This is a genomic window from Arthrobacter rhamnosi, assembly GCF_054510855.1.
This window is the reverse complement of record NZ_JBTNDT010000001.1, coordinates 157,099-183,223: the sequence shown is the minus strand read 5'-3', so window position 1 is coordinate 183,223 and position 26,125 is coordinate 157,099. Positions and strand designations below refer to the sequence as shown.

19 protein-coding genes and 2 tRNA genes are annotated in these 26,125 nt (G+C 68.8%); 12 read left to right on the top strand and 9 right to left on the bottom strand.

The genetic code is table 11. From position 1 onward, the window contains the following. Positions 1-37: 37 nt before the first annotated feature. From ACX80I_RS00905 to pepN, 4 genes are all read right to left on the bottom strand, one after another. The gene (locus ACX80I_RS00905) at positions 38-466 is read right to left on the bottom strand and encodes a globin (protein ID WP_459343894.1); all 429 of its coding nucleotides are present in this window, start codon (positions 464-466) and stop codon (positions 38-40) included. Between the two features lie 110 nt (positions 467-576). After that, entirely contained in the window at positions 577-1,209 is a 633-nt protein-coding gene (locus ACX80I_RS00900; RefSeq protein ID WP_459343308.1) for a mechanosensitive ion channel family protein, read from the bottom strand. Between the two features lie 138 nt (positions 1,210-1,347). After that, positions 1,348-1,824 (bottom strand): OsmC family protein, encoded by a 477-nt coding sequence (locus ACX80I_RS00895; RefSeq protein WP_459343307.1) that lies wholly within the window; start codon positions 1,822-1,824, stop codon positions 1,348-1,350. Between the two features lie 75 nt (positions 1,825-1,899). Beyond that, entirely contained in the window at positions 1,900-4,446 is a 2,547-nt protein-coding gene (gene pepN / locus ACX80I_RS00890) for an aminopeptidase N (protein WP_459343893.1), read from the bottom strand. Between the two features lie 207 nt (positions 4,447-4,653). Between pepN and ACX80I_RS00885 the strand changes: the two genes are divergently transcribed. Together ACX80I_RS00885 and ACX80I_RS00880 are read left to right on the top strand one after the other, a co-directional pair. After that, the gene (locus ACX80I_RS00885; RefSeq protein ID WP_459343306.1) at positions 4,654-5,124 is read left to right on the top strand and encodes a ribose-5-phosphate isomerase; all 471 of its coding nucleotides are present in this window, start codon (positions 4,654-4,656) and stop codon (positions 5,122-5,124) included. Next, a complete protein-coding gene (locus ACX80I_RS00880) occupies positions 5,117-6,001 on the top strand; it encodes an Fpg/Nei family DNA glycosylase (RefSeq protein WP_459343305.1) in 885 nt (294 codons plus the stop codon). Before ACX80I_RS00885 ends, ACX80I_RS00880 begins: the two co-directional genes overlap by 8 nt. An 80-nt stretch (positions 6,002-6,081) precedes the next feature. On the opposite strand, the gene ACX80I_RS00875 is transcribed toward ACX80I_RS00880, so the two are convergent. Beyond that, positions 6,082-6,152: transfer RNA gene (locus ACX80I_RS00875), tRNA-Gly, on the bottom strand. A gap of 114 nt (positions 6,153-6,266) precedes the next feature. On the opposite strand from ACX80I_RS00875, the gene ACX80I_RS00870 reads away from it, so the two are divergent. From ACX80I_RS00870 to clpX, 5 genes are all read left to right on the top strand, one after another. Further along, positions 6,267-6,340, top strand: a tRNA-Pro gene (locus ACX80I_RS00870). A 69-nt stretch (positions 6,341-6,409) separates the two neighbouring features. Then, complete coding sequence (gene tig / locus ACX80I_RS00865; RefSeq protein WP_459343304.1) at positions 6,410-7,924, top strand: trigger factor; 1,515 nt, start codon at positions 6,410-6,412, stop codon at positions 7,922-7,924. Positions 7,925-8,243: 319 nt separating this feature from the next. Continuing rightward, a complete protein-coding gene (locus tag ACX80I_RS00860; RefSeq protein WP_435868666.1) occupies positions 8,244-8,870 on the top strand; it encodes an ATP-dependent Clp protease proteolytic subunit in 627 nt (208 codons plus the stop codon). Between the two features lie 45 nt (positions 8,871-8,915). Further along, positions 8,916-9,590, top strand: a complete 675-nt coding sequence (locus tag ACX80I_RS00855; RefSeq protein WP_087075895.1) for an ATP-dependent Clp protease proteolytic subunit — start codon at positions 8,916-8,918, stop codon at positions 9,588-9,590. A gap of 166 nt (positions 9,591-9,756) precedes the next feature. Next, positions 9,757-11,049 (top strand): ATP-dependent Clp protease ATP-binding subunit ClpX, encoded by a 1,293-nt coding sequence (gene clpX, locus ACX80I_RS00850; RefSeq protein WP_301227294.1) that lies wholly within the window; start codon positions 9,757-9,759, stop codon positions 11,047-11,049. An 80-nt stretch (positions 11,050-11,129) separates the two neighbouring features. Here the strand turns inward: clpX and ACX80I_RS00845 are convergent, their stop codons facing one another. Continuing rightward, a complete protein-coding gene (locus ACX80I_RS00845) occupies positions 11,130-12,659 on the bottom strand; it encodes a glyceraldehyde-3-phosphate dehydrogenase (protein WP_459343303.1) in 1,530 nt (509 codons plus the stop codon). Positions 12,660-12,826: 167 nt separating this feature from the next. Here ACX80I_RS00845 and ACX80I_RS00840 point away from each other — a divergent pair, with 167 nt between their 5' ends. Continuing rightward, positions 12,827-13,444 (top strand): mycothiol-dependent nitroreductase Rv2466c family protein, encoded by a 618-nt coding sequence (locus ACX80I_RS00840; protein ID WP_459343302.1) that lies wholly within the window; start codon positions 12,827-12,829, stop codon positions 13,442-13,444. Positions 13,445-13,510: 66 nt separating this feature from the next. Here ACX80I_RS00840 and valS read toward each other — a convergent pair whose 3' ends face one another. Both valS and ACX80I_RS00830 read right to left on the bottom strand, forming a co-directional pair. Continuing rightward, a complete protein-coding gene (valS, locus tag ACX80I_RS00835) occupies positions 13,511-16,135 on the bottom strand; it encodes a valine--tRNA ligase (protein WP_459343301.1) in 2,625 nt (874 codons plus the stop codon). Between the two features lie 53 nt (positions 16,136-16,188). After that, positions 16,189-17,712 (bottom strand): SulP family inorganic anion transporter, encoded by a 1,524-nt coding sequence (locus tag ACX80I_RS00830; protein WP_459343300.1) that lies wholly within the window; start codon positions 17,710-17,712, stop codon positions 16,189-16,191. A gap of 227 nt (positions 17,713-17,939) precedes the next feature. Here ACX80I_RS00830 and ACX80I_RS00825 point away from each other — a divergent pair, with 227 nt between their 5' ends. Together ACX80I_RS00825 and ACX80I_RS00820 are read left to right on the top strand one after the other, a co-directional pair. After that, the gene (locus ACX80I_RS00825; RefSeq protein WP_459343299.1) at positions 17,940-18,734 is read left to right on the top strand and encodes an SDR family oxidoreductase; all 795 of its coding nucleotides are present in this window, start codon (positions 17,940-17,942) and stop codon (positions 18,732-18,734) included. A gap of 5 nt (positions 18,735-18,739) precedes the next feature. Further along, the gene (locus ACX80I_RS00820) at positions 18,740-19,660 is read left to right on the top strand and encodes a diacylglycerol/lipid kinase family protein (protein WP_459343298.1); all 921 of its coding nucleotides are present in this window, start codon (positions 18,740-18,742) and stop codon (positions 19,658-19,660) included. 28 nt (positions 19,661-19,688) lie between these two features. Here the strand turns inward: ACX80I_RS00820 and ACX80I_RS00815 are convergent, their stop codons facing one another. Further along, positions 19,689-21,014, bottom strand: coding sequence for a cytochrome P450 (locus ACX80I_RS00815; protein ID WP_459343297.1), 1,326 nt, complete (start codon positions 21,012-21,014; stop codon positions 19,689-19,691). A 420-nt stretch (positions 21,015-21,434) separates the two neighbouring features. On the opposite strand from ACX80I_RS00815, the gene ileS reads away from it, so the two are divergent. Together ileS and ACX80I_RS00805 are read left to right on the top strand one after the other, a co-directional pair. Beyond that, positions 21,435-24,740 (top strand): isoleucine--tRNA ligase, encoded by a 3,306-nt coding sequence (ileS, locus tag ACX80I_RS00810; protein WP_459343296.1) that lies wholly within the window; start codon positions 21,435-21,437, stop codon positions 24,738-24,740. After that, positions 24,733-26,124, top strand: coding sequence for a bifunctional folylpolyglutamate synthase/dihydrofolate synthase (locus ACX80I_RS00805; protein WP_459343295.1), 1,392 nt, complete (start codon positions 24,733-24,735; stop codon positions 26,122-26,124). Before ileS ends, ACX80I_RS00805 begins: the two co-directional genes overlap by 8 nt. Position 26,125: the final 1 nt, after the last annotated feature.

Genomic DNA, 26,125 nt, shown 5'->3' with positions numbered 1-26,125 from the left:
CGGTACCCGACGAGCCGGTTGTCGCCGGGTCGGATCCTCAGTCTGTCGCGTTCACCATCGAGTGGGCGGCGCGGTCGAGGTAGTCCCACAGCGTCGCCTCATGCAGGGGGGCGAGGCCGAGGGTGTCCACCGCGGCGCGCATGTGCTGGAGCCAGTGGTCCCTCGCCTGAGGTCCGACGCGGAACGGCATATGGCGCATGCGCAGCCTCGGGTGTCCGCGCTGCTCGCCGTAGGTCTTCGGCCCGCCCCAGTACTGCTCGAGGAAGAGCAGCAGGCGCTCCTTCGCCGGTCCGAGGTCCTCCTCCGGATACATCGGCCGCAGGACGTCGTCGCCTGCGACCCCGTCGTAGAAGGCATCGACGAGCTTCACGAAGGTGGCGTGACCGCCCACGGTCTCGTAGAAATTGTCCGTGTACTGCGGCTGGGTGAAGCCCTGACCGGCTGCGACGAGCCGTTCGACGGGCAGCGCACTCCTGGCGCCGGCGGCCTGCACGGGGAGCTGCGGCCCGGCCGGGGCGGGGAGGCTGCCCTGGGAGCCGCCGTCGCCGCGACGACCGCCGCCTGGATCCTGCGCGTTCATGCGTGTCCTTCCACTGCCGCCGGAGCGGGCGTTGCCGGTTCGGACGGCGGTTCCACGTAGTCGCCCTGTGACCTGTTACCGACCTTGGTGATGTCTCCGTTGCGGACGTACCAGATGGCCCCGTTCCCGTCGACCATGCGGGTGATCCGCAGGCCGAGCGACTGCACGACCCCCACCGTGTCGCCGACCTCGATGGTGTCACCGATGCCGTACTGGTCCTCGATCGTGATGAAGAACCCGAGGAAGGCATCCCGGATCACTTCCCGTGCCCCGAAACCGATCGCGATGCCGACGATCCCGACACTGGCCAGGATGGGCCCGATGTTGAAGCCGAGCGACTCGATGGCCATGAGGACGGCGACGGTGGCGATCGTCACGGCAGCGATGCTCGAGATCAGGCCACCGATCGTCTCGGCCCGCTGTACGCGCCGCGCGCTGTCGAACGGGCGGAGCGCGGGTTGCGCCCACTTGAAGTGCGGTTTCTTGAAGACGCTGTAGCCGTTCTGGACGCGTTTGACCGACCGCGTGATCAGGTGGCGGACCACGAGCCACAGGAGGAAGGCGGCGATCAGGATGATCACCGCGCCGAGGACCTGGCCGCCGTAGCCGAGGGAGGAAAGGAATGTCATGGTGTCGCTTTCATGCAGGCGCCCGGGGTTCCGTCGTGGTCGATCATCTGCCGGTCCTCGGGACCGCCGACCAGCGCGGAGACGCCTTAACAGGCTACAGCGGACGGTCGCGCCCGCGGGCGTCGAGCGGGGCCTGCCCTACGATGTCGCGGGACCGGCCGACGTGGGCTCGTGATGGATCGGGAAGTTCACCGACCGGGCGATGAAGCACAGCCGGTTCGCCTCGGCATGCAGGGAATCGGCCAGCGCGCCCTGCCCGGCCACCGCCAGGTCGACGTGCGGCTGCAGCAGGATGCCGGTGAATTCGCCGCTGCCGTCCCTGTTGAGCCGCAGGGTGCCCGTTGCGCTGTCCCGGTAACCGGTGACGACCACGCCTGCCTTCACCGCGACGTGCAGGTAGGACAGCATGTGGCACTGCGCGACGGCGGTCAGCAGCAGCTGCTCGGGATTCCACCGGTCCTTCGACCCGTGGAACGTGGGATCGGCGGTGCCGGCGAGGAGCCCGGGGCCCTCGACCTCGATCTCGTGGTCGCGGCTGTAGGACCGGTAGCCGGAGGTCCCCGAGCCGAGGTTGCCCGTCCAGCGGATCCGGGCCGAGTAGCTGTGCAGGTTCATGCTCCAAACCTAGTACCGGAGCGCCGCCGTCCCGGTGCAGGAACGGGGTATTCCCCCGTTCCTGCACCGGGCGGACTACCGGTCGGCAGCCTGCGCCTTCCGGGCGCGCTCGACGCCGTCCCGGCTTTCCAGGATCAGCCTCCGGAGCGAGGGGGAGGAGTCGCCGAGCGCTGCAAGGAAGGCGTCGGTCCGGTCCAGCGTGTCCTGGGTCGTCAGGAGCGAGGGGTAGAGACCCACGACGATCTGCTGGGCGATCTCGTGCGTACGGGTGGCCCAGACGTCCTGCACCGAGGCGAAGTACCGCTCCACGAAGGGCTCGAGGAGGGAGCGGTCGTGGACGCGCGTGAAGCCCGCGATCATGGACCGCTGGGTGGCGTTCGGCAGGTCGGTCGAGTCGACGAGCGCGGCCCAGCCCGCCTCCTTGGCGTGCACCGTCGGCAGGGCGGCCCGTGCCGCTGCTGCCGCGAGCGCTCCGGTCGCTGTCGAGTCGCGCGCCAGTTCGGCGTCGATCGCTGCCTCGCCGACGCGCCCTCCCACCACCAGGCTGGTCAGCAGCTCCCACCGCAGGTCCTGGTCCACGGTGATGCCCTCGGGCACGCGCCCGCCGTTCAGCATCGCCTCGACGGTGTCCAGCTGGGACGCCGTGCGGGCGTGTGCCGAGAAGGCCTTCGTGAACTGCAGCTGCGCATCGGAGCCTGCGTCCGCGGCGAGGGCGAGGTCGAGGAGGCGGTCGGCAGCGGCTTCGGTCATCGCGTCACGGTCCTCGGGACGGACGTAGAACGCGAGCGCGGAGGCGAGCTGCCGGAGCAGGACGAGGACGACGGACGAGTCCGACTCCGCGCCGATGTTCTGCAGCACCAGCTCCACGTAGTCCCGCGCGGGCGTCTCGCCGTCGCGCGCCGCGTCCCACGCCGAGGCGAGGACGAGCGTGCGGGGAAGGGAGTCCCGGAAGTCCTTGACGTGCAGCACGGAGGTCTTCAGGGAGGCCGGGTCGAGGCGGATCTTCGCGTAGGCGAGGTCGTCGTCGTTCAGCAGGACGAGCGCGGGCTGCATGCGTCCCTCGAGTTCCGGCACGTCGGTGCGAGCGCCGTCGACGTCGAGTTCGAGGCGGTGCGTGCGGACCAGGGCGCCCCCGTCGAGGTCGTAGAAACCGACGGCAAGGCGGTGCGGGCGGAGCGTGGGGAACGCCTCGACGGCCGTCTGCAGGATGGCGAACGAAGTTATGGCGCCGTCGTCGTCCGTCGTGAACTCGGGGCTCAGCGTGTTGACCCCTGCGGTCTCGAGCCACAGCGCCGACCATGCCTTCAGGTCGCGGCCGCTCGCGGCCTCGAGCTCCGACAGGAGGTCGACGAGTTCGGTGTTCTTCCACGAGTGCTTGGCGAAGTACTGGCGCACGCCCTCCATGAACCGGTCCTGGCCCACCCAGGCCACCAGTTGCTTGAGCACCGAGGCGCCCTTCGCATAGGTGATGCCGTCGAAGTTGACCTGCACGTCCTCGAGGTCCTTGATCTGCGCCACGATGGGGTGGGTGGAGGGCAGCTGGTCCTGGCGGTAGGCCCAGCCCTTCTCCAGGATCGCGAAGGTGGTCCAGGCCTGCTCGAACTCCGTCGCCTCGGCGGCGGCGAGGGTGGACATGAACTCGGCGAAGGACTCGTTCAGCCACAGGTCGTTCCACCAGCGCATCGTCACGAGGTCGCCGAACCACATGTGGGCCAGTTCGTGCAGGATCGTGATGGCTCGCCGCTCGACGGTCGCGTCGGGCACGCGGGAGCGGAACACGTAGGTCTCGACGAAGGTGACCGCACCCGCGTTCTCCATCGCGCCGGCGTTGAACTCGGGGACGAAGAGCTGGTCGTACTTCCCGAAGGGGTACGGCGTGCCGAACTGCCGCTCGTAGAACTCGAAGCCCTGCCGGGTCAGCGCGAAGATGTTCTCGGCGTCCATGTACTGCATGAGCGACTTGCGGGCGAAGACACCCAGCGGGATGGTCCGTCCGTCGGAACTCGTGAGCTCGCTGCGGACGGACTGGTACGGGCCGGCGATGAGCGCGGTCACGTAGGAGGACATCGTCGGCGTGGGCTCGAAGTACCAGGTGGAGTTCCCGGCGCCCTCGGCCGGGCCGGCCGGCACGGGCTCGGGCGTGGGCATGTTGGAGATGACGTCCCAGTGCGACGGCGCGGTCACCGAGAAACGGAACGTGGACTTCAGGTCCGGCTGCTCGAAGACGGCGAAGACCCGGCGCGAGTCGGGGACCTCGAACTGGGTGTAGAGGTAGACCTCACCGTCGACGGGGTCCGTGAAGCGGTGGAGGCCTTCACCGGTGTTCATGTACAGCATGTCGGCCTCGACCACGAGGGTGTTGCTCGTAGCCAGCACCGGAAGCTGGATCCGCACGCCGTCGGCCACCTCCGCAGGATCCAGTTCCACGCCGTTCAGCTCGACGCGGTGCACGGCGTCCGCTACGGCGTCGATGAACGTCGACGCGCCCTGCTCCGCGGCGAAGGAGACGACCGTCGTGGACCCGAACACGCGGTCGCCCCGCGTCAGGTCGAGGGTGACCTCGTAGGAGTGGACGGTGAGCAGATCGGCGCGTGTGCGTGCTTCGTCGCGCGTCAGGTTCAGACCGGGCAAGGATCGCCTCCAGGGTGGGTTGCGGGTACGCGCGCGGGACCGCGGCGTTTCGTATTCTCTCACTCCGCCCCCCGCCTGCCGGGCGTCCCGCGCTTCGTCGGGTCCCCACCGGTCGGACTAGGCTGGGAAGGTCCTGCTCCGCAGACGTCCCCAGCCACCGCCGGTTCCTCCCGGCGCCACCCGAAGGAATCGATCGCCATGCGCGTCCACCTCGCCACCGACCACGCCGGCATGGAGCTGAGCGCCCACCTGCTCGCGCACCTCACAGCGGCGGGGCACGACGTCGTCGACCACGGCCCCACCTCCTACGATCCCGAGGACGACTACCCCTCCTTCTGCATCGACGCGGCACGCGCCGTCGTCGCCGACCGTGCGGCGGGCACCGAAGCGCTCGGCATCGTCCTCGGCGGGTCCGGGAACGGCGAGCAGATCGCGGCGAACAAGGTGCACGGGGTCCGGGCGGCGCTCGCCTGGAACCTGGACACGGCGCGCCTCGCGCGGCAGCACAACGACGCGAACGTCATCGCCGTCGGCGGACGACAGCACTCCGTGGAGGAGGCGACCACCCTCATCGAGGCGTTCCTCGCCGAGCCGTTCAGCGGCGCCGAGCGGCACAGCCGCAGGATCGCTCAGATCGCGCGTTTCGAGGAGACGGGCAGCATTGCCTGAGGGCCATTCGGTCCACCGGCTGGCGAAGCAGTTCACCTCCGTCTTCGTCGGCGAGAGGTTGGCGGTGTCCAGCCCGCAGGGACGCTTTGCCTCCGGAGCCGAGCAGCTCGACGGCGCCACCCTGGTCGGCGCGCTCGCCCATGGCAAGCAGCTGTTCCTGCGGTTCGACAACGACCGGGTGCTGCGCGTCCATCTGGGGCTGTACGGCGCGTGGAGTTTCGGGGGTGACGCGACGTTCCGCGGCGCCTCGAGCATCGGGGCGCCGCGGAGGATCGGGGAGTCGGAGCAGCCGTTCGGGAACGGTGATGCGCACGGAGGGTACGCAGGACCGCCCGAGCCCGTCGGAGCCGTCAGGGTCCGGCTCGTGTCCGCCCACGGCTGGGCGGACCTCCGCGGCCCCACGGCCTGCGAGGTCATCACGCCCGCGGAGGAAGCGGCAGCGCGCACCCGGCTGGGACCGGACCCGCTGCAGCCGCGGTCGGACGACGGGCTCTTCGCACGCAGGGTCCTGTCCAGCAGCAGCCCCATCGGCATCCAGCTCATGAACCAGGCGGTCATCGCAGGCATCGGGAACGTATACCGTGCGGAGGTGCTCTTCCTGCAGGGCATCTCTCCCTGGCGGCCGGGCAGGCAGCTGAGGGAGGACGAGGTGGCCGGCATCTGGGCGGACACGGTGCGGCTGATGAAGGACGGCGTCCGTGAGGGACGCATCATCACGACGACGGCGGAGGCGCGCGGCGGCAGGCCGAAGGCGTCCGCGCCCCACTACGTCTACAAGCGCACGGGTGAGCCGTGCCGCCGCTGCGGGACACCTATCCTCACCGCGGAGATGGCGGCGCGCAACGTCTACTGGTGTCCGCAGTGCCAGGCCGACTGATGCTCCGCAGCATTCGGGGGCTTAAAGAACAATCACCCGGAGCAATGTCCGGGTGATGCGGACCTGGCGGCCCGGGGGAGAGGGGATGACGGGAATCGAACCCGCGTAATCAGTTTGGAAGACTGAGGCTTTACCATTAAGCTACATCCCCGCAGGAGGCGCCTCTCGGAGCCCCGTGGAACGCATATAACTACACCACAGCTGCCGCGCTATCGCCAAATGTGCGTGGCAGGCGTAAAGGTGCGTAGACTGTCACTCGCACTTACGGGGTGTAGCTCAGCTTGGTAGAGCGCCTGCTTTGGGAGCAGGAAGTCGCAGGTTCAACTCCTGTCACCCCGACTCTGTCGTGTGATGAGGAAAGTGCCTCCGCTGCAGAACCAATCCCAATCATTTCAGGAGTCCTACGCTGTGAAGAGCGCTGTTGAAACCCTTTCCCCCACCCGGGTGAAGCTGAACGTCGAGGTCCCCTTCGAGGAACTGAAGCCCAGCATCGACGAGGCCTACAAGACCATCGCCACCCAGGTCCAGGTTCCGGGGTTCCGCAAGGGCAAGGTTCCCCAGCAGCTCATCGACCAGCGCGTGGGTCGGGGCTACGTCATCGAGACCGCCATCAACGACGGCCTGAACGGGTTCTACCAGAGCGCTGTCCAGGAGACGGGCATCCGCCCCCTCAGCCGCCCCGAGGTCGAGATCACCGAGGTCCCGGATCCCGCCAAGAAGGACGGCCAGCTCACCTTCACCGTCGAGTTGGACATCCGTCCCGAGGTCGAGCTTCCCGACTACAAGGGCATCGAGGTCACGGTCGAGCCCGTCAAGGCATCCGACGAGGACATCGAGAAGGCCCTGGACGAGCTCCGCGGACGCTTCGGTACGCTGGCCGCCGTCGACCGCCCGGCCAAGGACGGCGACTTCCTCACCATCGACCTGACCGCGTCCGTCGACGGCGAAGAGGTCGACTCGGCGCAGGACCTGTCCTACCAGATCGGTTCCGGCACCATGCTCGAAGGCATGGACGAGGCCGTCACGGGTCTCTCCACCGATGAGAGCGCGACGTTCGAGACCAAGCTGGCAGGCGGCGAGCACGCCGGCGCCGACGCGCAGGTCACCGTCCAGGTCAAGGCCGTCAAGGAGCGCGAGCTCCCCGAGGTGAACGACGAGTTCGCCCAGCTCGCCTCCGAGTTCGACACCGCCGAGGAGCTCCGTGCTGACCTCGCGAAGCAGGCCTCCGAGTCCAAGCTCATGGACCAGGGCGTCGAGGCACGCGACAAGGTGCTCGACAAGCTCATCGAGCTCGTCGCCGTACCGGTTCCCGAGAGCGTTGTCGAGGAGCAGCTGGAGCAGCACTTCAACGGCGAGAACGCCCACAGCGCCGGTGAGGACCACGACACCGAGGAGCACCGCGCCGAGATCCGTACCAACACGGAGCGCGCCTTCCAGAACGAGGTCATCCTCGACGCCGTGGCCGAGAAGGAAGAGGTCGGTGTCAGCCAGAGCGAGCTGATCGACTACATCGTCTCCACCGCGGGCCAGTACGGCATGGAGCCCAACCAGTTCGCCCAGATGCTCGACTCGAGCGGCCAGGTCCCGATGATCGTCGGAGAGGTCCGCCGCCGCAAGGCGCTGGCCAAGGTCCTCGAGTACGCGACGGTCACGGACACCAACGGTGCCGCGATCGACCTCACCGAATTCGTCCGCCCCGCGGGTGACGAGGACGAGACGATCAACGTCGACGACGTCGAGACGGAGCAGGACGTCGCCGAGGACATCGAGTCCACGGAAACCGAGGCCACCGAGTCCGGCACCACGGAATCCGAGGCCACCGAGGCCGAAGCCACCGAGGACGCGGCGTCCGACGCTGAGCCGGCAGAGGCTCCCAAGGCTGCCGCACCGAAGAAGACCAAGAAGAAGGCAAGCGCGGAGTAGCTTGTCCCAGCAGCGCAGACGGCGGTGCCGCAGCCTTCGGGCAGCGGCGCCGCTGCCGCTTTAAGCCGGGAGTGCGGGTCGGACAGGTCCGCGGCGGCGGGCCGTCGGGGTGCCGGGCGGGGGCTGCGCGGCACCTGTGCGCCGGCCGCCCGGATGCCGCCGGGACACCGCCCGGACACCGCCCGGACACCGTGCGCCGTCAGCGAACAGTTGCGCGAGCGGGACGAAATCGGCCGCGGGGCGGGTTAGTGTCCAAGGAGAGACAAACGGACGGGTCGGCCGAACTGGAGCGGCCCGCCAGAGTGAGAGGTTAACGTTCATGGCAACCGAACCAAGCACCCCGAGCATGGCCGGCCCCGAAGCGGCCGGTCGCGACGAGTACATCTACAACAGGCTCCTCAAGGAGCGCATCATCTGGCTCGGTTCCGAGGTCCGTGACGACAACGCGAATGCCATCTGCTCGCAGCTCCTGCTGCTGTCCGCAGAGGACCCCGAGCGTGACATCTACCTCTACATCAATTCGCCCGGCGGCTCGGTGACCGCGGGCATGGCCATCTACGACACGATGCAGTTCATCCCGAACGACGTCGTGACGGTCGCGACCGGGCTGGCAGCCTCGATGGGCCAGTTCCTGCTGTCCTCGGGCACCAAGGGCAAGCGCTACGCGACCCCCCACGCCCGCATCCTCATGCACCAGCCCTCCGGTGGCATCGGCGGTACGGCCACCGACATCCGCATCCAGGCGGAGCTGATCCTGCACATGAAGCGGGTCATGGCGGAACTGACGGCGGAGCAGACGGGCCAGACCGTCGAGAGGATCCTGAAGGACAACGACCGCGACAAGTGGTTCACGGCCCAGGAAGCGCTCGACTACGGTTTCTTCGACCACATCTCCGCTCACTCGGGCTCTGTCTCCGGCGGCGGCGGAACCGACCAGACGTCCTAGTCCGCAGCAGCCCATCCTCCGACCAGTCGTCCTACAGGAGACACCATGAATCACGATTTCCAGGCAGCAGCGGGATCCAAGGCGCAGAACCTTCCGACCAGCCGCTACATCCTTCCCCAGTTCGAAGAGCGCACGCCGTACGGCTTCAAGCGCCAGGACCCCTACACGAAGCTGTTCGAGGACCGCATCATCTTCCTCGGCACGCAGGTCGACGACGCCTCCGCGGATGACGTCATGGCCCAGCTGCTCGTCCTCGAGTCCACGGACCCCGAGCGCGACATCACGCTGTACATCAACTCGCCCGGTGGCTCCTTCACCGCGATGACGGCGATCTACGACACCATGCAGTTCATCCGGCCCGAGGTGCAGACCGTATGCCTCGGCCAGGCTGCAAGCGCCGCCGCCGTCCTGCTCGCTGCCGGCGCCCCCGGCAAGCGGCTGGCACTGCCGAACGCCCGCGTCCTGATCCACCAGCCCGCCCTCTCCGGCGGACAGGGTGGACAGGCCTCTGACCTGGAGATCCAGGCCAACGAGGTCATGCGCATGCGGACCTGGCTCGAGGACACGCTGGCCCTGCACTCCGGCCGCTCCTCCGAGCAGGTCAACCTCGATATCGAGCGTGACAAGATCCTCACCGCCGCCGATGCCGTCGAGTACGGCCTGGTGGACGAGGTCCTCAACTCCCGCAAGATCACCCCGGTCAAGATCAACACCCCGTAAGCGGCAGGCGTCATCCGACGGTTCCCCGGAACCGTCGGATGACGCCGCCGAGGCCGGGATCCGCCCGTGGCGCCGTGAGGCACCACGGGCATTTTGATACTGGCTACCACGGGCATGTGGCCTAGAGTGGTGGTAGCAATCGCGAAATACCTAAGGGGATTGAACCATGGCTCGCATTGGTGAGAGCACGGATCTGCTCAAGTGCTCTTTCTGTGGAAAAAGCCAGAAGCAGGTCCGCAAGCTCATTGCCGGCCCCGGCGTGTACATCTGTGACGAGTGCATCGACCTCTGCAACGAGATCATCGAGGAGGAGCTCTCCGAGGTAGCGGATCTCGGTACGTTCGAACTGCCCAAGCCCCGCGAGATCTTCGACTTCCTGCAGGAGTACGTGGTGGGCCAGGAGCCCGCGAAGCGTTCCCTCGCCGTCGCCGTCTACAACCACTACAAGCGGATCCAGTCCGGCACCGGGCCGCGGGCCGCCGGAACCCTCGCCGACGCCGCCGAGACCGAAGACGTCGAGATCGCCAAGTCCAACATCCTGCTGATCGGCCCCACGGGCTGCGGCAAGACCTACCTCGCCCAGACGCTCGCGCGCCGGCTGAACGTGCCGTTCGCCGTCGCGGACGCCACGGCGCTGACGGAAGCCGGCTATGTCGGCGAGGACGTCGAGAACATCCTGCTCAAGCTCATCCAGGCCGCGGACTACGACGTCAAGAAGGCCGAGCAGGGCATCATCTACATCGACGAGATCGACAAGATCTCCCGCAAGAGCGAGAACCCCTCCATCACGCGTGATGTGTCCGGTGAGGGCGTCCAGCAGGCCCTGCTGAAGATCCTCGAGGGGACGGTCGCCTCCGTGCCCCCGCAGGGTGGCCGGAAGCACCCGCACCAGGAGTTCATCCAGATCGACACTACGAATGTCCTCTTCATCGTGGCCGGTGCCTTCGCAGGCCTCGAGGAGATCATCGGCTCACGGGCGGGCCGCAAGGGCATCGGGTTCGGTGCACCGCTGAGCTCCCTCAAGAACGAGGAGGCGAGCTACGGCGACGTCATGCCGGAGGACCTCCTGAAGTTCGGGCTGATCCCCGAGTTCATCGGACGCCTTCCCGTCATCACCACGGTCACGCACCTGGACCGTCCCGCGCTCATGCAGATCCTCACGGAGCCGAAGAACGCGCTCATGAAGCAGTACCAGAAGATGTTCCTGCTCGACGGCGTCGAGCTCGTCTTCGAACCCAAGGCGCTCGAGGCCATCGCCGATCTCGCCCTCGACCGCGGCACGGGCGCCCGCGGCCTCCGCGCCATCATGGAGGAGGTCCTCCTCCCCGTCATGTTCGACCTCCCCAGCCGTGAGGACATCGCCACCGTGGTGATCACGGACGACGTCGTCGCCAAGCGGGCGGAGCCCACGCTCATCTCCCACGAGGTGGTCGCGAAGCGGCGGAACAAGTCCGCCTGACCCGGGCGCACCGGCAGCAGACAGGAAGGGCCCGGCCGATCGGCCGGGCCCTTCCTGCGTCGCCGTGCGTTCCGCCGGCGTCAGACGGTCGCGGCTACCGCGGCGTCCGCGTCCGCGGTGGGGTAGGTGGGTGGGTGGACGGCGGCCATTTCTTCCATGACGCGGACGACCTGGCAGCTGTAGCCGAATTCGTTGTCGTACCAGACGTAGAGGACGAGGTGGATGCCGTCGGCGATGGTGGCGAGGCCGTCGACGATGCCGGCGCGGCGTGAGCCGACGAAGTCGGTGGAGACGACCTCGGGGCTGTCGATGTAGTCGACCTGTTTGCGCATGCCCGAGTGCAGGGACATCTCGCGCAGGTACGTGTTGACGTCCTCCTTGGTGGTCTCCTTCTCCAGGGTGAGGTTCAGGATGGCGATGGACACGTCCGGGGTGGGCACGCGGATGCTGCTGCCGGTGAGCTTGCCGGCCAGTTCGGGCAGGGCCTTGGCGACGGCGGTCGCGGCGCCGGTCTCGGTGAGGACCATGTTCAGGGCCGCGGAGCGGCCGCGGCGGTCGCCCTTGTGGAAGTTGTCGATGAGGTTCTGGTCGTTGGTGAAGGAGTGGACGGTCTCGACGTGGCCGTGGATCACGCCGTAGCGGTCGTTGACGGCTTTCAGGACCGGGGTGATGGCGTTGGTGGTGCAGGACGCGGCGGTGATGATCCGGTCGGTATCCAGGATGGTTGCGTGGTTGATGCCGTGCACGATGTTCTTCAGGGCGCCCTTGCCCGGTGCGGTGAGCAGGACCTTGGCGACGCCGGTGCTGCGCAGGTGCTGGGAGAGGCCGTCCTCGTCGCGCCAGCGGCCGGTGTTGTCCACGACGAGGGCGTCGGTGATGCCGTAGGCGGTGTAGTCGATGGTGGCCGGGTCGTCGGAGTAGATGACCTGGATGCGGGTGCCGTTGGCGGTGATGGTGTTCGACTCTTCGTCGACCTGGATGGTGCCGTCGAAGGATCCGTGGACGGAGTCGCGGCGCAGCAGGCTGGCGCGTTTGGTGAGGTCGTTGGCGGAGCCGCGGCGGACGACGACGGCGCGCAAGCGGAGTCCGTGGCCGCCGCCTGCTTTTTCGATGAGCAGGCGGGCCACGAGGCGTCCGATGCGCCCGAAGCCGTAGAGGACGACGTCGGTGCTGGTGCGCTCGTCGGCTCCGCCCTGGCCGACGATGTCGGCGAGTTCGGTGCGCAGGAACTCCTCCAGGCTCTGCCCGTCGCCCGCGCGGTCGTAGGCGAGGCGGAGCCGTCCGATGTCGATGGCCGCGGCGCCGAGGTCCAGGTCGGCGAGGATCCGCAGGATGGGGGCGGTGTCCTCCAGGCGGAGTTCCTCGGTGGTGATGCGCCGGGCGAAGCGGTGGGCCTTGAGGATGTTCATGGTGGATTTGTTGATGAGGCTGCGTCCGTGGATGCTCGTGACCACGTTGTTGTTGCGGTACAGGTGCCCGATCAGCGGGATCATGGCCTCCGCGAGAGCCTCGCGGTCGAGCCAGGTGTCGGAGGATTCGGCGGGGCTCTCGGTCCGGTGCTGCTGCAAAACGCGTCCCTTACTGCGCCGGGGTGCCCGGCGCGAACTCATCCGGCCTGATGGCGACGCAGGAGTAGCGCCAGGCATCTTCGACCGGTCGTGTCCTTTCATTAGACCGCCTCACGGGGCACGGCACCAACTCGGCCGGAATAGGGAGCAGGGATGGCGGGTTGCACCGGAAAAGGCCCCGGCCTCACCAACCCCAGAAGGAGCCCCGTATGAGCGAGTCCACGACCACCCAGAAAGCCGATTTCTGGTTCGACCCACTGTGTCCCTTCGCATGGATCACCTCGCGCTGGATCGGAGAGGTGGAGCAGGTCCGGGACATCTCGGTGGACTGGCATGTCATGAGCCTGTCCGTGCTGAACGAGGGACGCGACCTGCCCGAGGAGTACAAGGCGCTGATGCTGCAGGGGTGGGGCCCTGTCCGGGTGATCATCGCCGCAGCCGAGTTGCACGGGGACGAGTACGTCAAGAAGCTGTACGACGCCATGGGTACGCGCATCCACATCGGCCAGAACAAGGACTTCGACGTGGTCATCAGGGAGTCGCTCGAGGAGGCGGGACTGCCCGCCGACCTCGCGAAGTTCGCGCACTCCGACGAGTACGACGAGCAGCTCCGGGCCTCCCATAAGGACGGCATCGACCGCGTGGGCGACGAGGTCGGTACCCCGGTCGTCGCCTTCAACGGCACGGCGTTCTTCGGGCCCGTCCTCACGAGGATCCCGCGGGGTGAGGAGGCCGGCCGCATCTTCGACGGCGCCGTCCTGATGTCGGAGTTCCCCGAGTTCTTCGAGCTCAAGCGTTCCCGCACCGAACGCCCGAAGTTCGACTAGGTATTCCAGCCGGCAGGAGGGGACCCACCGCACGGTGGGTCCCCTCCTGTGTCTGCGGACGGGCGGCTACGCGGCGGGCTGGGGAACCAGTTCGACGTTGGAGACGGCCAGGGGGCCGTTCCCTTCCGCGAGCCGGAGGTCCCTGACGTTGCCGGCGGCGAGGAGGTCGGCCAGGCCCGCCCGGAGCTGCTCCACCTGTGCGGCGGGTGCCGTCACGACGGCGGTTTCCACCTCGGTGCGCTGCTTGACCTTCGCCTCGGACTTGGCCTTGCGGATGCCGCCGAGCGCGAGTGCGACGGACGTGAGCACGTCGGCGTCGGAGGTCCCGGGCAGGGCGTCGAGCGCGCCGGCGCTCGGCCACGCTGCCTGGTGGACCGAACCGGAGCGCCACCAGCTCCAGACCTCTTCCGTGGCGAACGGCAGGAAGGGCGCGAACAGGCGCAGCAGGGCGTCGAGCGTCGTGGCCAGCGCGGTCTGCACCGACTGCGTCCCGGCGTCGCCGGCATCACCGTAGGCGCGGTCCTTGACCAGCTCCACGTAGTCGTCGGTGAAGGTCCAGAAGAAGGATTCGCTGAGCTGGAGTGCCCTCGCGTAGTCGTACTTCTCGAAGGCGGCCGTCGCCTGCTCGGTGACCGACCGCAGCTGCGCCAGCAGGGACTGATCCAGTGCGTTCGTGACCCGTGCGAGCGAGCCTTCGCCGATCGACGCCTCCGTGACGCCCAGGTTGAGGACGAACTTGGACGCGTTGAGCAGCTTGATGGCGAGGCGGCGACCGATCTTCATCTGGTTCACCTCGTACGCGGTGTCCGCGCCGAGCTTCGCCGAGGCCGCCCAGTAGCGGACGGCGTCGGCACCGAACTGCTCCAGGACGTCCGTGGGGACAACCACGTTGCCCTTGGACTTCGACATCTTCTTGCGGTCCGGGTCGAGGATCCAGCCGGAGAGCGCGGCATGCTTCCACGGCACGGAATCCTGCAGCGCGTCCGCCCGCACCGCGGTCGAGAACAGCCAGGTCCGGATGATGTCGTGGCCCTGCGGACGGAGGTCGAAGGGGAAGACCTTCCCGAACAGGTCCTCGTCGCGCGCCCAGCCACCGACGATCTGGGGTGTGAGGGACGACGTCGCCCAGGTGTCCAGCACGTCGCTGTCCCCGATGAAGCCGCCCGGCTCGTCGCGGGCGGACTCCTCGAAGCCGGGTGCGGGATCCGCCGCCGGATCGACCGGCAGCGACTCGAGCGCGGGCAGGATCGGATCGTCGTACTCCGGTTCGCCGTCGGCGTCGAGGCGGTACCAGACGGGCACGGGCACGCCGAAGAAGCGCTGGCGCGAGACGAGCCAGTCGCCGTTGAGTCCCTCGATCCAGTTCTCGTAGCGGGAGCGCATGAAGGACGGGTGGAAGTCGATCTCGCGGCCGCGCTGGATCAGGGCGTCGCGCTTCCCGGCGTCGCGCCCGCCGTTGCGGATGTACCACTGGCGGCTGGTGACGACCTCGAGGGGCTTGTCACCCTTCTCATAGAAGTTGACCGGGTGCAGGATCTTCTTCGGTTCGCCGTCGAGGTCCCCGCTCTCGCGGAGCAGGGCGACGACGGCCTCCTTGGCGCTGAAGATCGTCTTGCCGGCCACCCGCGCGTAGTTCTCCCGGGCGCGCTCCGTCGTGATCCAGTCCGGCGTCTCCGAGCGGATCCGCCCGTCGCGGCCGACGACGGCGCGCGTGGGCAGCTGGAGCTCGCGCCACCAGGTGACGTCCGTCAGGTCGCCGAAGGTGCAGATCATGGCGATGCCGCTGCCCTTGTCGGGCTTGGCGAGGGGGTGCGCCTTGATCTCGACCTCGACGTCGAACAGGGGCGAGGACACGGTGGTGCCGAAGAGCGGCTTGTACCGCTCGTCGTCGGGGTGCGCCACGAGGGCGACGCACGCCGGCAGCAGCTCGGGCCGGGTCGTCTCGATATGAATCTTCTCGCCGTTCGGGGCGGAGAACGCGATCCGGTGGTAGGCGCCGGGCTGCTCGCGGTCCTCGAGCTCCGCCTGGGCGACGGCGGTGCGGAAGGTGACGTCCCAGAGGGTGGGGGCTTCGGCCAGGTAGGCGTCACCGGCCTTGAGGTTCTCGAGGAAGGCGCGCTGCGAGACGGCACGGGAGGTGTCGTCGATGGTCCGGTAGGTCAGGTCCCAGTCGACCGAGAGACCGAGTGTGCTGAAGAGGTTCTCGAAGACCTTCTCATCCTCGACGGCCAGCTCCTCGCAGAGCTCGATGAAGTTGCGGCGCGACACGGCGTCGAAGTCGCGCTGGTTCTTCGCGGGCTCTGCCGGCGGCCGGTAGTCGGCGTCGTACGGCACCGAGGGGTCGCAGCGGACACCGTAGTAGTTCTGGACGCGGCGCTCGGTCGGCAGCCCGTTGTCGTCCCATCCCATGGGGTAGAAGACGTTGGCTCCGCGCATGCGCTTGAAGCGTGCCATCACGTCGGTCTGGGTGTAGGAGAACATGTGCCCGACGTGGAGGGATCCCGACGCCGTCGGCGGAGGAGTGTCGATCGAGTAGACGTGCTCGCGGGTGGTGTCGCGGTCGAAGGCGTAGGTGCCGTCCTCGCGCCACTGCCGGGAGAGCCTCTCTTCGAGGCCCTCGAGGGCGGGCTTGTCGGGAACGGAAACGGGCTGGGGGGAGGGCGTGTCTGTGCCCTGGGTCGTATCGGCCATAGGTCCATTGTTCCCTACGGCGGGCGGCCCGGGGTCCGTCCGGTGCCCTGGGCTCAGGAGCCCGCGCCGAGCTGCCCGTGCAGCCGGTCGCGCATCGACGCGGAGGCCTCGTTGAGGCCGACGACCTCCACCTCGGTGCCGTGCGCCCGGTACTTCTCGGAGATGGCATCGAGGGCGGCGATGGTCGAGGCGTCCCAGAGGTGCGACCGGTGCAGGTCGATGGTGACCCGGCCGGGGTCGCGCGCGTAGTCGAACCGGGTGTAGAGGTCGTTGGACGACGCGAAGAAGAGCTCGCCGTCGACCGTGTAGGTGACGTGCGCTTCCCCGTCGCGCATGTCGTCCCGGCGCGTCACCGTGACGAAGTGCGCGACGCGGCGTGCGAAGGCCACCATCGCGACGAGGACGCCGACGCCGACGCCGATCGCGAGGTTGTGCGTCCAGACCGTCCCGACGACGGTGGCGAGCATGACCAGGGTCTCGCTCTTCGGCATGCGTCTGAGGGTGGAGGGCCGGATGCTGTGCCAGTCGAACGTCGCGATCGAGACGAAGATCATGACGGCGACCAGTGCGGCCATCGGGATCAAGGCCACGATGTCGCCGAGTGCGACGACGAGGACGAGCAGGAAGATCCCGGCGAGGAAGGTCGAGATCCGCGTGCGTGCCCCGGAGGCCTTTACATTGATCATGGTCTGGCCGATCATGGCGCACCCACCCATGCCGCCGAAGAAGCCCGTGATGATGTTCGCGGCGCCCTGGCCCCACGACTCGCGGGTCTTGTCGGAGCGGGTGTCCGTGATGTCGTCGACCAGCTTGGCGGTCATCAGCGATTCCAGGAGCCCGACGGCGGCGAGGGCGAGGGAGAACGGCGCGATGATCTGCAGGGTCTCGAGGTCCAGCGGCACGTCGGGGAAGAACAGCGTGGGCAGGCTGTCCGGCAGGTCGCCCTTGTCCCCGACGGTCGGGACAAGGACGTCGGCGAGGACTGCGAACACGGTGAGGACGACGATCGCGACCAGCGGGGCCGGAACGACGGTCGTCAAACGCGGGAGGCCGAAGACGATGAGGAGCCCGACAGCAACCATCGGGTACACCAGCCATGGCACGCCGAGGAGTTCGGGGACCTGGGACAGGAAGATGAGGATGGCCAGGGCGTTGACGAAACCCACCATGACCGAGCGCGGGATGAACCGCATGAGCCGTGCCACGCCGGTGAGACCCAGGACGACCTGGAACACTCCGCCGAGGATGACCGCGGCGAGGAAGTAGTCCAGTCCGTGGCCGGCGACCAGGGGTGCGACCACCAGGGCCACGGCTCCGGTGGCGGCGGAGATCATGGCGGGCCTGCCGCCGAGGAACGCAATGGACACCGCCATGGTGAAGGACGCGAAGAGTCCCAGCCGCGGGTCGACGCCGGCGATGATGGAGAACGCGATGGCTTCGGGAATCAGCGCGAGCGCGACGACGAGACCGGCGAGCACTTCGGTCTTCAGGAGCCGTGGATTCCGCAGGGTCCGGGCCACCGACTGGCGTTCGAGGGGCGACAGGGCGGCGTCCGTTACGGAAGCTGCAGTGGTCATCGGTCTGGTCTTCCTTCGGTGAGTGCGCGGAGTGCTGCTGGTGCCGCTACAGTCCGGGGACGCCGGCTGAGGAACTCACGGGTCCCGGGGAGAGACGCGGCCCGCCCAACGTTACCGGTGGCGGCGGGCGGATCGGACCGCCCCGGGCGGCCCTGCTTCCCTCGGCCAGGCACCCGACTCCCCGCTGCCTTCTCACGGCCTTCCCACGGCCTCGCTACAGTGGCCCCATGACTCCGACATCCCCGGCGCCGCTCGGCGCACCCGTCGTCCCCGCCCCTCCGGCACTGCGAGCCGTCGTCACCGGAGCCAGTTCCGGCATCGGTGCGGCGACCGTCCGTGCCCTCCGACGGAACGGCTGGGACGTCGTCGCGGCGGCGCGCCGCGTCGACCGTCTCGAGGCCCTCGCGGCGGAGACCGGCGCGACGGCTGTGGCCCTCGACGTCACGGACCAGACGTCCGTCGATGCCTTCACCGCGGAGGTCACGGCCGCCGGTCCCGTCCACGCCCTGGTGAACAACGCCGGCGGCGCCTTCGGGGCGGACCGTGTGGTGGACAGCGTCACCGAGGACTGGCAGCGGATGTACGACGTGAACGTGCTCGGGTCGATGCGGGTCACGCGCGCCCTGCTGCCGGCGCTCCGGTCCGGCGGCCAGGGCAGCGTCCTCTTCCTGACCTCGACGGCTGCGCTCGCGGCCTACGAGGGCGGGGCGGGATACTGCGGCGTGAAAGCCGCCCAGCAGTCGATGGCGCGCTCGCTCCGCCTGGAGGAGGCGGAGAACAACCTCCGGGTGATCGAGGTGTCACCCGGCATGGTGCGCACCGAGGAGTTCTCGCTCAACCGCCTCGGCGGGGACCAGGGCGCCGCCGACAAGGTGTACGAGGGGGTGGACTACCCCCTGACGGCGGACGACGTCGCCTCCGCGGTCGCCTTCACGCTCGATGCGCCGCACCACATGAACATCGACCAGCTCGTCCTGCGTCCGCTCGCGCAGGCCGCCAACCACAAGGTGCTCCGGGGCTGATCCCCGTGCCCCGATCAGAGGAAGCTCTCCCGGGGGCCAGGGGGGACGCCCTGCTCCTCGTCAGTCCGACCGCGGGCAGGGGTAGGGCCCGACGGCTCGCCCCTGCCACGGCGGAAGCACTGCGGCGCGAAGGCTTCGCCCTCAGCGTTTTCGTCAGCGGGAGCCTCGACGACGCTGTGGAGCAGGCGCGGAGGGCGGCGCCGGGGAGCGTCGTGGCCGCCCTCGGGGGCGACGGCTTCCTCGGTGCCGTCGCTGCCGGCGTGCAGGAATCCGGTGCAGTCCTCCTGCCCCTGGCCGGCGGCCGTGCCAACGACACCGTGCGGCGCCTCGGCCTGCCGCTGAACCCCCTGAAGGCCGTCCGGGAACTACCGGGCTACGGCGCCACGGCGATCGATCTGGGGTGGGTCAACGGCCGCCCGTACCTGGGCGTGGCGCACGCAGGCTTCGATGCGCTCGCGAACGAGTACGGCAACGCGACGCGGGCCCGCCTGGGACCGTTCGTCTATCTCTACGGCGGGCTGAAGGCGTTCCGGGCTTGGCGCGGCGTGACGTTCACCCTGTCCGTCGACGGAGCGGAGCAGGTATTCCCCGGCTGGTTCGTCGCGGTCGGCAACGGGGGACGGTACGGCGGTGGGCTGCGGATCTGCCCCCGGGCGAGGATCGACGACGGACTGCTGGACGTGGTGTCCCTGGGCGACTCGTCCTTCAGGACAGTCGTCGCGGCCTTCCTCCTCTCGTACCGGGGACGGCATCTCGACCTCCCCGGCATCACCGCGACCCGTGGTTCGAGCGTCCGGATCGCGGCGGACGCACCACTCACCGTGTACGCGGACGGCGAGCCGGTGGGTCCACTGCCCGCCGTCATGACGGTCACGCCCCGGGCGCTGACGGTGCTGATGCCTGCGGATCCACCGGCCCTGCACTGACGCGGGCACTCCGGGCAGCCGGCGGCCGTCACGTCCGGGGAGAGACGCCGAGGCGCACCGAGTAGTTGTCGAGGGCGCCCGGCAGGGGACGGGAGGGGTCCAGCGTCTGGCCCTTCTCGACACGGAAATCCTGGTCCTCCACGAGGACGGCCAGTGCCGCGCTGGTCAGCAGCAGCGTCAGTTGCTTCCCGGGGCACACGGCGGGTCCGTCGCTGAAGGGCACGAGCGGCCAGCCGTCGTCCTCCTCGGTGAGCCAGCGCTCCGGCGAGAAGTCGTGGGCGTTGCGCAGGTGGCGGTCGTCGCGATGGAAGTACGGGGAGTAGATGAGCACGCCGCAGCGGGCCGGCATCAGGCCCGACGCCCACTGCACGGGCTGCGTGGTCTCGCGCAGGATCATCGGAGTGGTGGGCCAGAGGCGCAGCACCTCGAGCACGCAGGCGCGCAGGTACGGGAGGAACCGGCGGCCCGAGGCGTCGGCGTCGACCTCGCGCCGCGCGGCCTGCAGGGCCTCCGGATGGGTCGCCAGGACGGTCAGGGTCCGGAAGACCACCATGCCGCTGTTGTCCAGGGCGAAGAGCCACTGGGGCACCTGGTCGGCGGGGCGCGCACTGTCATCCGTGGGGACGGCGGCCAGGACCGAGGCGAGGCTCCCGGGCTCGGCGTGGGCGAGCTCGTCCCGGATGCGGGTGAGGAACCGCTCCCGGGTACTCCTGCGCACGGGCTTCAGGAACGCCCAGTTCCCGTCCTTCCGCAGCCGATTGAGCATCGCGGTGAGGCCCGTGTCGTCCCGCGCGTGGTCACCGAAGACCACGCGGCGCACCACGCGGGACCAGGCCTCGGCGAAGTCGCTCCAGGGCAGTGAGCCGTTCAATGCATCGGCCAGGAGGTCCCGCAGCTCCTCCTCCACGACGGGCACGAACCGGTCGGCGAGGTGGTGCACCGGGTGGTCCGTATCGAGGACCTGCTCCTGCAGCGCGCGGCGTACGGTGCGCTCCGGACCGCGGGAGACCAGGACGTTGGACGGCTGGAAGTGCGCCATGACGGCGCGCTTCTCGCTGCTGGCGGCCGAGAAGGGCTCCGGCGACCGGGCCAGGACGGTGTCCACGTCCCCGGGCGCGAGCACGACCGCCTGCTTCCGCAGGGGGAGCTTCAGCATCAGCGGACCGTCCGGGTACCGGGCGTGGAGCTTCTGGAGGACGGCGACGGCCCTCCTGTCGAGGTCGAGGCGCGCTGCCAGGCCGAGGGGCAGCGGACGCCGGATCACCGGTCCCTCCGCGATGGTGGGGAGGAAGACCCCCAGCAGCACCCGGGCGGTGTCGAGTGCGGACGCGGTGGGGAGGGTCGGCGTTGGCATGGCATGTCCTGTCACTGTCGGATGTCTCCCACCTTGCCAAGCGCGCCCCGTGCCCACAACGCATTTCGCAGGGCCCGCGGGCGGTGGCGGTTTGCATGCCCTTTCGACAACGAATTCGCGGCAGGGCTAGACTTGGAGGACAAGCATCGACCCGGCAATCACCGGTGAGCTTCCGGAAGAAAGGCCGGCCCCACAGGGGCGACGGCCCGTAGAACCGGACGGGACGGCCCGTCACAGCCTGCGAACGAGCGGCGGCCCAGGCTGCCGTGACCGCGACGAGCGGCACGGTGGACGACGGCGGCAAGTGAGGTGGTACCGCGGGTCCAGTTCCCTGCGGCCGGTCAGGCAACCGGCGGCGACGGAACGGGCGCCCGTCCTCACGGCAGGACTCCTGCTCCACCCGACGCCGCCGTACACAGGATGAGACCAATGCCGCAGATCTACCCCAAAGCCGTGTCGCCCGATGACAGCGGTGCTTCCTCCGGAACCAGCGCCTCCCCGCGCTTCCCCGAGCTCGAGGAACGCGTCCTCCGCTACTGGCAGGAGGACGGCACCTTCCAGGCATCCATCGATGCCCGCGATCCCGGCGTCGACGGATCGAACGAATTCGTCTTCTACGACGGCCCGCCCTTCGCCAACGGCCTGCCGCACTACGGCCACCTCCTCACCGGCTATGCCAAGGACCTCGTAGGTCGCTACCAGACGCAGCGCGGCCACCGGGTGGAACGCCGCTTCGGCTGGGACACGCACGGACTGCCCGCCGAACTCGAGGCGATGAAGCAGCTCGGCATGACAGACAAGCAGCAGATCGTCGCCATGGGCATCGACAACTTCAACGACGCAGCGCGGGCCTCCGTCATGAAGTACGCGGGGGAGTGGCGCGACTACGTGACCCGCCAGGCGCGCTGGGTGGACTTCGACAACGACTACAAGACCCTCAACCCGGAGTACATGGAGTCCGTCCTCTGGGCCTTCAAGATCCTCCACGAGAAGGGCCTGACCTACAACGGGTACCGCGTGCTGCCGTACTGCTGGAACGACGAGACCCCCCTGTCCAACCACGAACTCCGGATGGACGAGGACGTCTACCAGGACCGCCAGGACCAGACCGTCACGGTCACCTTCCCCCTCCTCGCGGGCGAGTCGGTCCTCTCGAAGGACCTCGCAGGCGTCCAGGCCCTCGCCTGGACCACCACGCCCTGGACGCTGCCCACCAACGCCGCGCTCGCCGTCGGGCCCGACATCGCGTACGTCGTCGTCGAGGCGGAGCGGGACGGCGGAAGCGGCCGCTACCTGCTGGCGGAGGACCTACTCGGCAACTACGCCAAGGACCTCGGCTTCGCGGACGCCGCCGCCGCCCGGGAATCGGTCACCTCGCGGCACCTCGGCTCCGAGCTGGAGGGGCTCACCTACGAGCCGCTGTGGGACTACCTCGCCGATCCCGAGGAGGGCGGCTACCGTAACGCCTTCCGCATCCTGGTGGCGGACTACGTCACGACGACGGACGGCACCGGCCTCGTACACCAGGCACCCGCCTACGGCGAGGAGGACCAGAAGGTGTGCGAGGACGCCGGCATCCAGGTGATCCTCTCGGTCGACGAGGGCGCGAAGTTCCTGCCGATGTTCGGCAGGGGCCCGCTCGCGGACATCGTCGGCCTGCAGGTCTTCGACGCGAATCGGCACATCACGCGCGTGCTCAAGTCCGAGGGCCGCCTGGTGCGTCAGGCCAGCTACGTGCACAGCTACCCGCACTGCTGGCGGTGTCGCAAGCCGCTCATCTACCGCGCCGTGTCCTCGTGGTACGTCGAGGTCACGAAGATCCGCGACCGCATGGTGGAGCTCAACCAGGACATCACCTGGATCCCCGGCAACGTCAAGGACGGCCAGTTCGGCAAGTGGCTCTCCAACGCGCGCGACTGGTCGATCAGCCGCAACCGCTTCTGGGGCAGCCCCATCCCGGTGTGGCAGTCGGACGACCCCGAGTACCCGCGCACCGACGTCTACGGCTCGCTCGCCGAACTGCAGGCGGACTTCGGCCGCCTCCCGCTCAACAAGCAGGGCGAGGTGGACCTCCACCGTCCCTTCATCGACGAGCTCACGCGACCCAACCCCGACGACCCGACGGGCCGGTCCACCATGCGCCGCGTCGAGGACGTGCTCGACGTCTGGTTCGATTCCGGGTCCATGCCCTACGGGCAGGTGCACTACCCCTTCGAGAACGAGCAGTGGTTCGACACCCACAACCCCGCGGACTTCATCGTCGAGTACATCGGGCAGACGCGCGGCTGGTTCTACATGCTGCACATCCTCTCCACGGCGCTGTTCGACCGCCCGGCGTTCCGCAACGTCATCAGCCACGGCATCGTGCTCGGCTCCGACGGGCAGAAGATGTCCAAGAGCCTGCGCAACTACCCGGACGTCTCCGAGGTCTTCGACCGGGACGGCTCCGACGCCATGCGCTGGTTCCTCATGGCCTCCCCGATCCTCCGCGGCGGCAACCTCGTGGTCACGGAGCAGGGTATTCGCGACGGCGTCCGCCAGGTGATCCTGCCGCTGTGGAATGTCTGGCACTTCTTCAGCCTCTACACGAACGCGGCCAACGGCGGCCACGGCTACGAGGCGAAGACCGTGACCCCCGAGGCCGCGGCCCAGCTGAGGGAGCCGATCGACCGCTACATCCTCGCGAACACCGGCAACCTCGTCCGCGACCTCACCGAGGCCCTCGACGCCTTCACCATCAGCGACGCCTGCGAGTCCCTGCGCCGCTACCTGGACACCCTCACCAACTGGTACGTCCGCCGGAGCCGGCAGCGCTTCTTCGACGAGGACAGCGACGCCTTCGACGTGCTCTACACGTGCCTCGAAGCCGTGTGCCGCGTCGCGGCCCCGCTGCTTCCCCTCGTCACCGAGGAGATCTGGCGCGGCCTCACCGGTGGCCGGTCCGTCCACCTCACCGACTGGCCCGACGCGGCGTCGTTCCCTGCCGCTCCCGACCTCGTGGAGCAGATGGACCGCACCCGCCAGGTGTGCTCCGTGGGCTCCAGCCTGCGGAAGGCGGCCAACCTGCGGGTGAGGCTCCCGCTGCGGGAGCTCACCGTCGTCGCGCCCGGCGCGGCGGGCCTCTCGGGCCAGTACTCGGCGATCATCGCGGACGAGCTCAACCTCAAGGGCGTCCGGCTCGTCGACTCGGCCGACGCCGAGCCGGCCGAGTTCGGCATCTCGCAGCGCCTCGTGGTCAATGCCCGCGCCGCCGGCCCGCGCCTCGGCAAGAACGTGCAGACGGTCATCAAGGCGTCGAAGTCCGGGGACTGGTCGGTGGACGACGACGGCGGCGTCACCGCGGGCGGTCTCGCCCTCGAGCCGCACGAGTACACGCTCGACACCGTGGTGGAGGGGAACGATGCAGCCTCCAAGGCCGTGACGGTCCTGCCGGGTGGCGGGTTCCTCGTCCTCGACACGGAGGTCACGGAGGAACTGGCGGCGGAGGGAACAGCCCGTGACGCGATCCGCGCCATCCAGCAGGCCCGTCGCGACGCCGACCTCGACATCAGCGACCGCATCACCACGACCATCGGCGTGGCGCCGGACCAGGTGGCCGCGCTCGAGGCGAATGCCGAGCTGATCAGGGCGGAGACCCTGGCGCTGGACCTGCGTATCACGGCGGTCCAGGGCTCGGGCCATGAATTCAGCATCACCGTCGGGAAGCAGGAGCAGCAGCATGGATGACACGAACGGAACCGGCACCGAGGGCCGCGCGGGACTCGACGCGTTCTCGGTCGAGAGCGTGTACGCCGAGCTGCTGAGCCGCGCGCCGGAGAACAAGATGGAGCCGCGCATGGCGCCGCTGCACCGGGCCATGGAGATCCTCGGTGAGCCCAACAGGGCCTTCCCGATCATCCACATCACCGGCACCAACGGCAAGACCTCGACGGCGCGCATGATCGAGAGCATCCTGCTGGCGCACGATCTCCGGACCGGCCGCTACACCAGCCCCCACCTCTCGCGCGTGACGGAGCGCATCAGCATCGACGGAGAGCCCGTCGCGGACGAGACCTTCGTCCGGGTCTGGGACGAGATCAGGCCCTACCTCGACATCGTCGACGGTGAGCTGCAGGCCGCCGGCGAACCACGCCTGACCTACTTCGAGTGCGTCACCATCCTCGCGTTCGCGATCTTCGCGGACGAGCCGGTGGACGTCGGCGTGATCGAGGTGGGGCTCGGCGGCATCACCGACGCCACGAACGTCGGCGACGGGCAGGTCGCCGTGATCACTCCGATCTCCCTCGACCACACGGACCTCCTCGGCGACACGGTCGAGGACATCGCCCTCGAGAAGGCCGGCATCATCAAGCCCGGCTCCTTCCTGGTCAGCGCGATCCAGCCCCGCGACGCCGCCCAGGTCCTCCTCGAGCGCGCCCGCGAGGTGGGGGCGGAATTCCGCTTCGAAGGCGTCGAGTTCGGCGTCGAGTCGCGCACTGTCGCCGTCGGCGGGCAGGTGGTGTCGCTCACCGGGCTCGCCGGCCGCTACGGGGAGCTGCTGGTGCCGCTGCACGGTGAGCACCAGGCGGAGAATGCGGCCGTGGCCGTGGCCGCAGTGGAGGCTTTCCTCGGCGGAGGCGAGCGGGAACTCCAGACGGAGCTCGTGCGCAACGGGCTGCGTGCCGTCACGTCGCCCGGACGCCTCGAGGTGGTCCGTACGGCTCCGAGCATCATCGTGGATGCGGCCCACAATCCGGCGGGCGCCCGCGCGGCGGCCAAGGGGATCCGTGAGGCCTTCGAGTTCTCGCGCCTCGTCCTCGTCATCGGCGTCCTGCAGGACAAGGATGCCGCCGCGATCCTCGCCGAACTCCATGAGGAGCTCGGCGGGATCCTCGAGGACGTCTGCCTGACGCAGTCGACGTCGCCCCGCTCCATCCCGGCCGCCGACCTCCTGCAGGCAGCGCTGTCGGCGGGCTTCGCGGAGGAGAACATCAACATCGCCCCCGGGCTGGACGACGCGCTGGAATGGGCCGTGATGAAGGCGGAGGAGAACAACGACCTCGCCGGAGGGATCCTCGTGACCGGCTCGATCACGGTGGTCGGGGAAGCCCGCACGCTCCTAGGGAAGTAGG

Excerpts from the sequence above, each read along its gene's own strand:
- ACX80I_RS00900 (WP_459343308.1), bottom strand. The coding sequence starts at position 1,209 with ATGACATTCCTTTCCTCCCTCGGCTACGGCGGCCAGGTCCTCGGCGCG.
- ACX80I_RS00895 (WP_459343307.1), bottom strand. The coding sequence starts at position 1,824 with ATGAACCTGCACAGCTACTCGGCCCGGATCCGCTGGACGGGCAACCTC.
- ACX80I_RS00885 (WP_459343306.1), top strand. The coding sequence starts at position 4,654 with ATGCGCGTCCACCTCGCCACCGACCACGCCGGCATGGAGCTGAGCGCC.
- ACX80I_RS00860 (WP_435868666.1), top strand. The coding sequence starts at position 8,244 with ATGGCAACCGAACCAAGCACCCCGAGCATGGCCGGCCCCGAAGCGGCC.
- ACX80I_RS00855 (WP_087075895.1), top strand. The coding sequence starts at position 8,916 with ATGAATCACGATTTCCAGGCAGCAGCGGGATCCAAGGCGCAGAACCTT.
- clpX (WP_301227294.1), top strand. The coding sequence starts at position 9,757 with ATGGCTCGCATTGGTGAGAGCACGGATCTGCTCAAGTGCTCTTTCTGT.
- ACX80I_RS00845 (WP_459343303.1), bottom strand. The coding sequence starts at position 12,659 with ATGAGTTCGCGCCGGGCACCCCGGCGCAGTAAGGGACGCGTTTTGCAG.
- ACX80I_RS00840 (WP_459343302.1), top strand. The coding sequence starts at position 12,827 with ATGAGCGAGTCCACGACCACCCAGAAAGCCGATTTCTGGTTCGACCCA.
- valS (WP_459343301.1), bottom strand. The coding sequence starts at position 16,135 with ATGGCCGATACGACCCAGGGCACAGACACGCCCTCCCCCCAGCCCGTT.
- ACX80I_RS00830 (WP_459343300.1), bottom strand. The coding sequence starts at position 17,712 with ATGACCACTGCAGCTTCCGTAACGGACGCCGCCCTGTCGCCCCTCGAA.
- ACX80I_RS00825 (WP_459343299.1), top strand. The coding sequence starts at position 17,940 with ATGACTCCGACATCCCCGGCGCCGCTCGGCGCACCCGTCGTCCCCGCC.
- ACX80I_RS00815 (WP_459343297.1), bottom strand. The coding sequence starts at position 21,014 with ATGCCAACGCCGACCCTCCCCACCGCGTCCGCACTCGACACCGCCCGG.
- ileS (WP_459343296.1), top strand. The coding sequence starts at position 21,435 with ATGAGACCAATGCCGCAGATCTACCCCAAAGCCGTGTCGCCCGATGAC.
- ACX80I_RS00805 (WP_459343295.1), top strand. The coding sequence starts at position 24,733 with ATGGATGACACGAACGGAACCGGCACCGAGGGCCGCGCGGGACTCGAC.